The following is an 11,445-nucleotide window of genomic DNA, read 5'->3' as shown; positions in this document are numbered from 1 at the left end:
AATGGAACAAAATAGCTGTCTAACAAAATAATAACAGACAGCGCAAAGGGGAATCACAGTGAATAAAACTCAATTAGTAGAAAAAATCGCAGCAGATGCAGATCTATCAAAAGCTTCAGCTGGCCGTGCACTAGACGCATTCATCGAAGCTGTTAGCGGTACTCTACAATCTGGCGATCAAGTTGCTCTAGTTGGCTTCGGTACTTTCAGCGTTCGTACTCGTGCAGCACGCACAGGTCGTAACCCTAAGACTGGCGAAGAAATCCAAATCGCAGAAGCTAAAGTACCATCTTTCAAAGCTGGTAAAGCGCTAAAAGACGCTTGTAACTAATTCAGACACACTACGATCACGTAGTTTGTCAGAACCTTTTTAATTTATGCGCATCCTACTGATGCGCATTTCTTTTTCTGATATCATCGCGCTATTGAATTTTAATTTGAATGAACACCGCAATCGACCGAATTTAAAGGCGAGAGCGGCTCATACGCGGAGAGTAACTTAAGTATGATGGATCGATTACGCGAAGGCGTTAACAGCATCGCGGTTAAAATTATCCTAGGACTGATTATCCTATCTTTTGTATTTGTAGGTGTCGGTAACTTAGCTGGCGGCAGTAACAACGTTGCAGCGAAAGTTGGCAACACGCAAATCAGTCGTGGTGACTTCGAGCAAGCTTACCAAAACGAACGTAACCGCATGCAATCACAGCTCGGTGAATACTTCTCAAACCTACTTGCAGATCCTGCCTATGTAGAGACTTTCCGTAAGTCAGTACTTGACCGCATGGTTAACGACGCACTGATTGAACAACATGCACAGTCTTTAGGTTTACGTGTTAGTGACGAGCAAGTACGTGAACTGATGCTAGAACTGCCACAGTTCCAAATGGATGGTGAGTTTAGCCCTGAGATTTACCAAACTACTCTACGTCGTTACGGTTACTCTCCAGAAGGTTACGCAGAGCTATTGCGTCGCAATCTAGTTCGTAACCAATTGCTAAGTGCAATCGAAACAAGTGATTTCTCACTGGCTGGCGAAGTAAACTCGCAAGCTAAGCTGATCATGCAAACGCGTGAAATCCAGGCGATTAACCTTAGCCTTTCTGATTTTGCCGCTAAAGTTGAGCTGAGCGAAGAAGAAATCGCAGATTACTACCAACAGAACTCTGAGCGTTACACTCGCCCTGAGCAAGTTAAAGTAGCGTACATTGAGCTTTCTGCTGAGCAGTTGAAGCAATCTGTTACCGTGACTGACGAAGAAGTAGAGACGTACTACCAAGAGCATCTTGATAAGTACTCTACGCAAGAGCAGCGTAAAGTAAGCCACATCCTTGTTGAAGGCGATGACGAAGCTAAAGCGCAAGCGATCCTTGATGAGCTAAACGCAGGTGCAGATTTTGCAACTCTAGCGCAAGAGAAGTCTGACGACATCGGTAGCTCAGAAGAGGGTGGTTCTTTAGGCTTTATCGAGCGTGACGTTATGGACCCTGCTTTTGAAGATGCGGCATTCGCTCTACAAAACGTTGGTGATGTAACTGGCCTTGTGAAATCTGAGTTTGGTTACCACATCATCAAGCTTGATGAACTGCAAGAGCCAGTGGCTAAGCCACTCGCAGAAGTTGCAGCTGTAATTAAACAAGAGCTTGTTGATCAAAAAGCAGTAGATCAGTTCTACGAGCTGCAAAGCACGCTTGAAAAAGTGGCGTTTGAATCAGCAGACTCTCTAGATGATGCAGCGCAAGCAATCAACGCTAAAATCCACACCACAGACTTTATCTCTCAAGTGGATGCTCCAGAGCTTCTTAAAACACCTGCTGTACTTCAAGCAATCCTAAGTCCAGAAGTGAAAGAAGATGGCCTTAACTCAGAAGTGACTGAAGTATCGCCAGAGCATGTGATTGTTGTTCGCGTAGAAGATTACCGTGATGAGACTGTTTTACCGCTTGAAGAAGTTCGTGAACAAGTTGTCGCTCAGCTAGCGAAAGTGAAAGGCGAGCAAAATGCGCTTGAGCTTGCAAACAAAGTTGTAGCGGATCTAAATGCTGGCAATGAGTCAGTATTGGCTGATAACTCGCTAGTGTTTGGCGAAACTCAAATGGTTGACCGTAGCTCTCCACTTGCAAACGCCGTATTTGCAATGCCAAAACCAGTAGATGGTAAGGTGCAATATGCTCAGAGCAAGTCGCTGAATGGTGATATTGTAATTGTTAAGCTTGAACAAGTATCAGACATGTTCATGACTCAATACAATGACCAAATCGCTTCACAGCTAATGCAGATGAACGCTCAGCAAAACCTATCTGGTTTGATTAGCATCCTGCGTCAAACTATCGATATTGAATATTATGTTGTGACTCAGTAAGTGATTACTGTGTAAGTAACAATAATGTCAAAACGGACTGCTTAGGCAGTCCGTTTTATTTTGGTCGAAATCCACTAATAAATATCTTGTAGAACATTAGGATGTAAGTTCTGAAAATAACGATAAGGACTTCCTATGACTATGAAAGCGCTACTTCTTTCTGCCTTATTGGCAATCTTTGCTCCTCTCTCCGCCTATGCCGATGAACAACCTGTCGATCCCAAATATGATGGCATAGAAATCGTCGTTAACGTCAATCAAGCCAGCGCGCAAGAGCTTGCTGATTTACTAAAAGGCATTGGGCTTAAAAAGGCGCAAGCGATAGTTGATTACCGTGATGCAAATGGCCCTTTTAAAAAGCCAGAAGAGCTTGCGAAGGTGAAGGGAATAGGAGAGGCAACCGTTGCTAAGAATATCGCCAGAATTGAGCTCTGAGGCAGTTCAATTCGCGACTGGTTAGATACCTTAAAGATTACTAGCGAGTAGATACGAAAAAGGCAGTGGATAACCACTGCCTTTGTGTTTCTGTGTCTAGCGATTAGAACGTGTAGCTTGCTTGTACACCGATTAGCCAGATAGAACCAGATACTTCACCTTCGAAAGAGCCACCGAACGTATCTGCACCTAATACTGCTGGATCTGTTTCGTGCATTTTCGCATCTTTTGCCATGATGTAAGTAAAACCAGCGTCTAGGCTTAGTTGCTCAGACCATTGGTAACCCGCACCAATGCTCAACCAAAGACGATCCGTCTCTGGGATAGTTGCAGTACGGTGCTCTTCGCTTACTGCCGATTCATCGTAAGCAATACCCGTACGTAGAGAAAGCTTAGAATCTACTTGATAAGTAGCGCCAATCGCGTAACGGAAGTTATCTTCCCAGTTTTCTTCTTTAATTAGCTCGTTAGTACCGTCAGGGAACTCTGCACGAAGCTCTTTAAAGCTGCTCCAGTCAGTCCAGTTAATGCTCGCGTGGATAGCGACTTTATCGTTTAGCTGATGGTAGCTTGCTAGTTCTGCCGTTGCTGGTAGAGCTAGGTCGAGGCTGCCATTTTTATGAGCTTGAGGATCTGTTGGGTTAAAACCAAGACCTTTTGCGTAGCCTTCTAATGTCAAATCTACTTCAGATTTGTAAGTAAAGCCTAGGCGGTTTGTATCATTGATTTGCCAAACCGTACCTACTTGCCAAGCCCATGCCGTGTCATCACCAGCCATGTATTTTAATGGCGTGCCAGCTAGGCCTGTAATATCAGGCATGTTTTTAGATGCTTGAGCTCCGAAGTGGCCTTCTGCATCAATGTAGCGCAGACCCGCGCCAATGCTAACTGCTTCTGTCAATTGGTATGCTGCGTTGATGTTCGCTTCAATAGAGTAAACGTACGCTTCGTTTCCATGGTTAGCTGCGCCAAAGTCTGAACCTAACGCTGTTTCCATACCGTAGTTGGTGCCTAGCGCAAAGCCAATCGCAACTTTTTCATTGTATTTGTGTGAAATGTAAAGGTTCGGAATCACAGCATCATGGGCGAAATCGTCAGATTTAGCTTCGTATGGTTGCGCAGGAAGTCTTGGATCAGGTGTGTACATAGACGTACCGCTGATATCAATGTTTGGGTCAACATAGATAGCACCTGTTGAAATCTGAGTACCTTCTAGGTCCATCAGTAGTGCAGGGTTACGCCACTGTGAGCTTGCGTTGTCAGCAATTGCAGCTTCACCTGCGTATGCGCGGCCAAGGCCTGTTGCTGAGTATTCTGCTAGCTGAAAGCCTGCAGCGCTTGCTGTACCAGTTGTAGCCATTAGACCACACGCTACTGCGATCGATAGGAGAGACTTGTTTGATTTCATTATAATGTTCGCTGAATGTAGTTGTAATTCGTGCCGCGATGATAAGTTTAGAGTTATTACTTTAGAAATAGAAAACAGTGTATATGATATTTTCAGGATAAAAATTTAATAAATCGATTGTAAATAGTTAATATAACTGCTTTTGTGGTATGACCAGTTTCTTTTTCAGCGAACAATTGTTTTGTGAAATTCGACCTTTAACTTACAGGTGTTCGCTTAGTTTCCATTATGAGGTGTGCGCTGAAATGATGGAGAGGAAATTAGAGGTATAAAAAAGGGCCGGATAAACCAGCCCATTGAATACAGAGTTTAAGCGGTGCTTAGAAGCTACGGCTATATTGTAGACCTAGCAGAATTGCGTCTGCGTGGGTTGTGCCACTGATAGAAGTAACTTGGTACGTAGGAACACCAATACCAGATGCACCAGTTGGAAGAGCAATAGTTTCATTAACTTCAGTATCGTCGCCCATCAAGTAAGTAAAGCCGAAGTCAATGTTTGATGAACTATCGATGTGGTAAGTAAAGCCTGCAGAGAACCACTGGCGATCTGAGTCAGGTACTGAGATTGACGTTAGAGCATCTTGTGCGCTGGTGTCATACATGTAACCTGTGCGTAAAGTCCAATCGTTGTTTAGGTAGTAAGTACCACCAATAGCGTAGTGCCAACCGTCTTGCCACTGGTAATCTTTTTGATAAAGAGGACCATTTGCTGCCAAGCCAGACTTAGTAGGATTTAGGTTGTCAAAATCAACAACGTCGAAGTCGCTCCAACCGATGTATTGGATTGAGTAGTGAACAGCGAATTTAGTGTTTTCGATTTTGTGGAAACCTGAAAACTCTGCCATATCTGGTAGAGGAAGTGTGATCTTTTGACCCGCATCATCTTCAGCTTCAAATTCTGGGCTGTAGCGGTAAGAAAAACCAAAGCGGTTGTTCTCGTCAAGTTCAAAAACGGTACCTACGTTAAAGCCTACAGCCCAACCGTCAGCTGCATCAACATTTAGTAGGTATGAAGCGCTATTCGATTGTGGAACTGCACGTTTAAATGTGCCTTCACCGTAAATAAGGTCTAGGCCAGCACCAAAGCTCCACTGTTCATTTAGACGGTAAGAGCCAGCAACGCCAAGGTTAAAACTTTTAACGTCTGTTAGGCCGCCAAATTCAGATGCAGCATAATCACCAGAAAACTCTGTCTTCGTACCAAAGTTTGAGTAGGCATTGACACCCCAAGCAAACTTGTCATTAACAGGTACGATTAGATGAATATTAGGTGCAATAGAAGTATCACCCGCGTCATCATAGTTTGCGTCTACTGAGCTAGGTGGTGGCGACGCAAGTGGTGTACCAGCAGCATCAAGATAAAGAGTGTTATATTTTGCATCTTTAACTTCAATCATTGAAGTGATGCTTTCAAAACCGAGCGATAGCTCCATTTTGTCAAATAGTGCCATTGCAGCAGGGTTACGTGCCATCACTGATGCGTTATCTGCGATAACGGCGTCACCAGCAAAAGCGCGACCAATACCGGTAGCGGATTGTGCGTTTAATTGGAAACCTGCGGCGAGAGCTTGTTGCGATGCAAGTGTAATGGTTACTGCTAACAGCGATTTCTTAAACAGACGCGTGTTATTCATGTTGCTTTTCCTTTTTGTATTCGCCTCTATTTGGGCGTTTTATTTGAGCAATTGCTCAGTTGGGGCTGATCCTAGTGCTTAGTATAGTTTATAGAAATCCGACCATTGCCTAATTAGATGATAAAATTGCGGAAATGATGTGTATTTGGCAGGAAAATGCTGTTATTTGCGTCGTTTTAGAGTTTTGACTCTAGATTTTGTGGAATATAAAGGCCTAAGTGGAGAGCTTAGGCCTTTCGTTGAGGGTTACATCGGTTTAAGAATGTTGACGATGTTTTTGGCGATGTTAGTAACATCTTCGCCGTCATTACCTACAATGATTAAGCTAAAATCATCTAATGGTTCGATCACGCCAGATAGGCCTTGATCGGCGAATGTTTCAACTTTAGAACTAGCAATTCCGGTGAGAAACAGCGTCACTTTGCCGTGCTGTCCTTTAAATACCATATGTAAGGCATTTGATTCGCCGAAACCACAGTGGTTTAAATAATAAACGTGGTAAGGGAAGTTTTGCCCTAGCTGATGAGCAAAGGGGGCCATTTTGGTATTGATCTGCAGTTTGCTCACTTCTTCATCGAGATTGTTGATGAAGGGTTGCTCGTCAAATACATGCTGAACCGCAGTCGTTGCTAAACTCGCTTGCGCAGAGGGCACGACAATGTTTCCCCAATTGACTTGGCTCACCATCAAACCTGCGGCGAAAGATGCGGCTAGCGCCATGCTGCGTTTAAAGAAGTTGGGTTTGACAACATTGTTTTGCTGACGAGAGCTTTGGTTGAACAATATTTTGTCCGCTAAGTCTTCAGGGACATCGACATTCATCGCTTTGGCGATTTGTGCATCGAGTTCGAGAATATCTTCCGCAAATTTGTTGTTATTTTCATTGGCACGCATCGTATCGACAATATCACTATCCCGACATTTGGGATCGGACATAATTCGACGGCGGAATTCTAACTCATCCATTGTGCGCTCCTTTATGATTGTCATCTGAATCTAACATCTCTTTTAGCTGATTCCTTGCTCTAAACAGACGTGTCATTACGGTATTTTTATTTAGCTCGAGGATTTGGCTAATCTCTTCGCCACTAAACCCTCCGACTACTTGCAAAAACAAAGGTTCTCGATAATCCACTTCCAGTTTCATGATCTGGGCGTGTACCCATTCAGACTGATGGTGTGGGTCGTCACTGACTTTCGCTTCGTTTGAGTGGTCGTCAATATCAACCAAATCAAACTGCTTACGTTCGAAGCGGCGCGCATTTTCACGACGCAAGATGGTAATAAGCCACGATTTTGCTGCTTTATCATCTTGTAAGCTATCGAGTGATTTCCATGCCCTTAAGCAAGTTTCTTGCACCAGATCTTCAGCGATCGTCGGGTCTTTACATAACCAGTAGGCATAGCGGTAAAGATCTCGGTGATAAGCTCTCACAAGAGCTTCATATTTTCTTTGTCTGTCCATATCTAAATCGACCGGACGTTCGGATTTTTTCTTCCCAAAAAAATCAATAATGGCCACAAAAGCCTCCAAATATTACTTGGGGTATGAGTTAATCAGCAGAAAAAGGCAGTTAGGCAAACTATAACTCTCTGTTTTAAAGTAACTAAAACGATTACCTTACCGATTAAGTCAGAAATCGAATGAAAAATTGATCTAATTCAAAATATGACCCAACTCAGCGGTTATAGTACACCTTGTCATCTAGTTAGTGTTTCACTAACAAGTTGAGCAAGATGACACTTCCTTTTGAAGGCTGACTTTACTTTCTCCTAATCAGGAAACTGATTATTTTCAATTGGCGTAAGTTAATTGCTTTATACATTCCAACCACACAGATTTGTGTGGTTTTTTTTTGCCAAAAATTCTTTGAATAGTATTACATTCAGTTCACACACTCTTCTAAATATAGTGAAATTCTAAGCTGATACAATCTTGTTTTTCATTTACTTAGCTATGCTAATGATCATCAAATCACATTTATTCAAACGTATGTTTGATTGCATTAACATTTTGGTTACAATGTTTCTGGTCAGACCTCTAAGGATTAAGGAGCGCCAATGGGCAAGCAGCAAGTGACGACTCGCAATGGAGAAAGGGTCGCAATCGTAGCAGGATTGCGCACACCATTTGCACGTCAAAGCACGGAGTTTAGCCAAGTTCCAGCTGTGGACTTGGGTAAAATGGTGGTAAGTGAAATGCTTGCCCGTACAGATATTGATCCTGCAATTATTGAGCAAGTGGTGTTTGGACAAGTAGTGCAAATGCCTGAAGCGCCAAACATTGCCCGTGAAATTGTGTTGGGTACCGGAATGAACATCCATACCGATGCGTACAGTGTGACTCGTGCATGTGCGACCAGTTTTCAAGCGGCGGTTAACGTTGCTGAGAGCATCATGGCTGGCACGATTGATATTGGTATTGCGGGTGGTGCCGATTCTTCCTCTGTATTGCCTATCGGCGTATCGAAGAAAATGGCAGCCAATTTACTTGCCTTGAGTAAAGCCCGTTCGATGAAGCAAAAGCTAAGCATACTTAGCTCATTCTCTTTAAAAGATTTAATGCCCGTTCCCCCTGCTGTAGCCGAGTATTCAACCGGCTTATCTATGGGGCAGACGGCCGAGCAAATGGCCAAAAGTCATGGGATTAGCCGTCAAGAACAAGATGAATTAGCGCACCGTTCTCACTCACTCGCTTCTCAAGCTTGGAAAGAGGGCAAGATTGCCGGTGAAGTAATGACGGCCTTCCCTGAACCTTACAAAAAGTGGTTAGCAGAAGATAACAACATCCGTCATGACTCAACCCTTGAGGGGTACGCGAAGCTTCGACCTGCATTTGACCGTCAATATGGCAGTGTTACTGCGGCTAACAGTACGCCGCTTACTGACGGCGCAGCAGCGGTGATGCTAATGCGAGAAGGCAAAGCAAAAGAACTGGGCTTAGAGATCCTCGGCTACATTCGTTCTTATGCGTTTTCAGCGATAGGGGTAGAGCAAGATATGCTAATGGGGCCATCGTATGCCACGCCAATTGCCCTTGACCGCGCAGGCATCGAGCTCAGCGATCTTACTCTAATCGATATGCACGAAGCGTTTGCAGCTCAAGCTCTGTCAAACGTAAAAATGTTCGCTAGTGACAAGTTTGCGCAAGAAAAGCTTGGCCGCGCTAAAGCGATTGGCGAAATAGATATGGATAAGTTTAATGTGCTTGGTGGTTCAATTGCCTACGGACACCCATTCGCGGCAACAGGCGCAAGAATGATGACGCAAACACTGCGAGAGCTCAAACGACGTGGTGGCGGTTTAGCATTGAATACTGCCTGCGCAGCAGGTGGTTTAGGTGCAGCAATGATTTTGGAGGTTGAGTAATGAGTGATTTGAAAGCGTTTAACCTCACCATTGATGACAACAACATTGCTTGGCTTGCCATCGATGTTCCAAATGAAAAGATGAATACCTTACAGGCTGCCTTTGCCGATGAAATGGAGCAAGTGTTCGCTGAAATTGAGCAGCACAAAGGGGCATTGCAGGGTTTGATCATTCACTCTGGTAAGCCAGATAACTTCGTCGCAGGCGCAGACGTGCGCATGTTGGATGCGTGTAAGTCGGCGCAAGAAGCGCAAGCGTTAGCTGAAAAAGGTCAGCAGATGTTCCAAAAATTGTCTGATTTGGCCTTCCCTGTTGTTGCTGCGATTCATGGCCCTTGTCTAGGTGGCGGATTAGAGCTTGCGCTAGCGTGTGATTATCGCGTTTGTAGTGATGACGACAAAACGCGTATCGGATTGCCTGAAGTTCAGTTAGGGTTACTGCCAGGATCGGGTGGTACGCAAAGATTACCAAGGCTAATTGGCCTATTACCATCATTGGATATGATCTTAACGGGTAAACAGCTACGCGCGAAAAAGGCTAAAAAACTTGGCGTGGTGGACGCTTGTGTGCCAAATACCATTTTATTGGAAGTGGCGAAGCAGTTCGTCGAGCAAAAAGACAAAGCCAAGCGTAAAACGACCACTAAAGAAAAGCTGATGGCTCAAACGGGCTTTGGCCGTAAAGTGATATTTGAGCAAGCTGCGAAAAAGACTGAGCAAAAAGCGCGCGGTAACTACCCGGCAACAAGTGCAATCTTAGAGGTGATTCGTCATGGCTTAGAGCATGGTTTTGAAGCGGGCCTTGAGAAAGAAGCGCAGCAATTTGGTGAGTTGGTGATGACCAATCAATCCAAAGCACTGCGTTCTATCTTCTTCGCAACAACAGAGATGAAGAAAGAGAACGGCGCAGATGCTGAACCACACGCCATTAACCGCGTTGCGGTATTAGGTGGTGGCTTAATGGGCGCGGGTATTAGTCATGTAACGGTCGCTAAAGCCAAACTGCCTGCACGCATTAAAGACGTTTCCAATGATGGGGTGCTGAATGCGCTTAACTACAACTACAAGTTGTTCGAGAAACAGAAGAAGCGTCGAATCCTTTCAAAAGCTCAGCTTCAAGCCAAGATGAATCAACTGTCTGGCGGTATTGATTTCACCACGTTTAATCATACTGATGTGGTAATCGAAGCCGTGTTTGAAGATCTGAATTTAAAACAGCAAATGGTGGCGGATGTAGAACAAAACGCCAAAGCTGACACTATTTTCGCAACCAATACGTCGTCGTTACCGATTCATCAGATTGCCGAAAAAGCGCAGCGCCCTGACAACGTGGTTGGTTTGCATTACTTTAGTCCAGTAGAAAAAATGCCATTAGTGGAAGTTATTCCTCACGAGTCAACGTCTGAGGAAACCATTTCAACTGTGGTTGACTTAGCTCGTAAGCAAGGCAAGACGCCAATTGTGGTGAAAGACCGTGCTGGTTTCTACGTAAACCGAATTTTGACACCATACATGAACGAAGCGGCGCAAATCCTGCTGGTTGGTGAGCCGGTTGAGCATTTGGATAACGCTTTGCTTAATGCAGGTTTCCCTGTCGGGCCAATTGCATTGCTGGATGAAGTTGGTGTTGATATTGGCGCGAAAATTATGCCGATCTTGGTGGACGAACTTGGCCCGAGATTCCAAGGCCCTGATGTGTTCGAGACACTGCTTAATGATGGCCGTAAAGGTCGTAAAAGCGGTAAAGGCTTCTACACCTACAATGGCAAAAAGAAACAGGTTGATAAGAGCGTTTACAAACTGCTCAAGATAGAGCCAGAATTTAAATTGACTGAAAAAGAAATAGCGATGCGCTGTTTGCTGCCAATGCTCAATGAAGCCGTTCGTTGTTTGGATGAAGGAATCATTCTCAGCGCGCGTGATGGCGATATTGGGGCAATATTCGGTATTGGTTTCCCGCCATTCTTGGGTGGCCCATTCCGCTATATGGACCAGTTAGGTATCAAGCAAGTTGTCGAGATCATGAACGAACACGCTGCTAAGTACGGCGATCGTTTTGCGCCTTGTGATGGTTTATTAACTCGGGCCAGTGTTGACGCTGCGTTCTACGATTAGTGTTTAACGAGGTTTTTATTAGGCGAGCATGATGCTCGCCTTTTTTTGTGAGTGAGCTAACTAATGCAACTTATTGGAATTGAGTGAGTTGAATATAAACCTTACCATGCAAAGATGTACTAG

General features: G+C 44.4%; 9 protein-coding genes. 5 read left to right on the top strand and 4 right to left on the bottom strand.

Going from position 1 to position 11,445, the window contains the following annotated elements:
- The first annotated feature begins 58 nt into the window (after positions 1–58).
- The 3 genes from MU515_RS03120 (at position 59) to MU515_RS03110 (ending at position 2,797) form a co-directional block, all read left to right on the top strand.
- Complete coding sequence (locus MU515_RS03120) at positions 59–331, top strand: HU family DNA-binding protein (protein WP_260258911.1); 273 nt, start codon at positions 59–61, stop codon at positions 329–331.
- A gap of 174 nt (positions 332–505) precedes the next feature.
- The gene (gene ppiD, locus MU515_RS03115; RefSeq protein ID WP_260258910.1) at positions 506–2,362 is read left to right on the top strand and encodes a peptidylprolyl isomerase; all 1,857 of its coding nucleotides are present in this window, start codon (positions 506–508) and stop codon (positions 2,360–2,362) included.
- 135 nt (positions 2,363–2,497) lie between these two features.
- The gene (locus MU515_RS03110; RefSeq protein ID WP_260258909.1) at positions 2,498–2,797 is read left to right on the top strand and encodes a ComEA family DNA-binding protein; all 300 of its coding nucleotides are present in this window, start codon (positions 2,498–2,500) and stop codon (positions 2,795–2,797) included.
- Positions 2,798–2,900: 103 nt separating this feature from the next.
- Here the strand turns inward: MU515_RS03110 and MU515_RS03105 are convergent, their stop codons facing one another.
- From MU515_RS03105 to MU515_RS03090, 4 genes are all read right to left on the bottom strand, one after another.
- Positions 2,901–4,205, bottom strand: coding sequence for an outer membrane protein transport protein (locus MU515_RS03105; protein ID WP_260258908.1), 1,305 nt, complete (start codon positions 4,203–4,205; stop codon positions 2,901–2,903).
- A 320-nt stretch (positions 4,206–4,525) separates the two neighbouring features.
- Positions 4,526–5,839: an outer membrane protein transport protein gene (locus MU515_RS03100; RefSeq protein ID WP_260258907.1), complete on the bottom strand. Its 1,314-nt coding sequence runs from the start codon at positions 5,837–5,839 to the stop codon at positions 4,526–4,528.
- Positions 5,840–6,085: 246 nt separating this feature from the next.
- Positions 6,086–6,805, bottom strand: a complete 720-nt coding sequence (locus tag MU515_RS03095; RefSeq protein ID WP_260258906.1) for a DUF3379 family protein — start codon at positions 6,803–6,805, stop codon at positions 6,086–6,088.
- Positions 6,798–7,373 (bottom strand): sigma-70 family RNA polymerase sigma factor, encoded by a 576-nt coding sequence (locus MU515_RS03090; protein WP_260258905.1) that lies wholly within the window; start codon positions 7,371–7,373, stop codon positions 6,798–6,800. Before MU515_RS03090 ends, MU515_RS03095 begins: the two co-directional genes overlap by 8 nt.
- Positions 7,374–7,900: 527 nt before the next feature.
- Between MU515_RS03090 and fadI the strand changes: the two genes are divergently transcribed.
- Complete coding sequence (gene fadI / locus MU515_RS03085; protein ID WP_260258904.1) at positions 7,901–9,208, top strand: acetyl-CoA C-acyltransferase FadI; 1,308 nt, start codon at positions 7,901–7,903, stop codon at positions 9,206–9,208.
- Positions 9,208–11,322, top strand: a complete 2,115-nt coding sequence (fadJ, locus tag MU515_RS03080) for a fatty acid oxidation complex subunit alpha FadJ (RefSeq protein WP_260258903.1) — start codon at positions 9,208–9,210, stop codon at positions 11,320–11,322. Before fadI ends, fadJ begins: the two co-directional genes overlap by 1 nt.
- The last annotated feature ends 123 nt before the right edge of the window (positions 11,323–11,445 follow it).

It is taken from the genome of Vibrio intestinalis, assembly GCF_025195085.2.
Lineage (GTDB): Bacteria > Pseudomonadota > Gammaproteobacteria > Enterobacterales > Vibrionaceae > Vibrio > Vibrio intestinalis.
This window is presented reverse-complemented; position numbering and strand designations above follow the sequence as displayed.

Excerpts from the sequence above, each read along its gene's own strand:
- MU515_RS03095 (WP_260258906.1), bottom strand. The coding sequence starts at position 6,805 with ATGGATGAGTTAGAATTCCGCCGTCGAATTATGTCCGATCCCAAATGT.
- MU515_RS03110 (WP_260258909.1), top strand. The coding sequence starts at position 2,498 with ATGACTATGAAAGCGCTACTTCTTTCTGCCTTATTGGCAATCTTTGCT.
- ppiD (WP_260258910.1), top strand. The coding sequence starts at position 506 with ATGATGGATCGATTACGCGAAGGCGTTAACAGCATCGCGGTTAAAATT.
- MU515_RS03105 (WP_260258908.1), bottom strand. The coding sequence starts at position 4,205 with ATGAAATCAAACAAGTCTCTCCTATCGATCGCAGTAGCGTGTGGTCTA.
- fadJ (WP_260258903.1), top strand. The coding sequence starts at position 9,208 with ATGAGTGATTTGAAAGCGTTTAACCTCACCATTGATGACAACAACATT.
- MU515_RS03100 (WP_260258907.1), bottom strand. The coding sequence starts at position 5,839 with ATGAATAACACGCGTCTGTTTAAGAAATCGCTGTTAGCAGTAACCATT.
- fadI (WP_260258904.1), top strand. The coding sequence starts at position 7,901 with ATGGGCAAGCAGCAAGTGACGACTCGCAATGGAGAAAGGGTCGCAATC.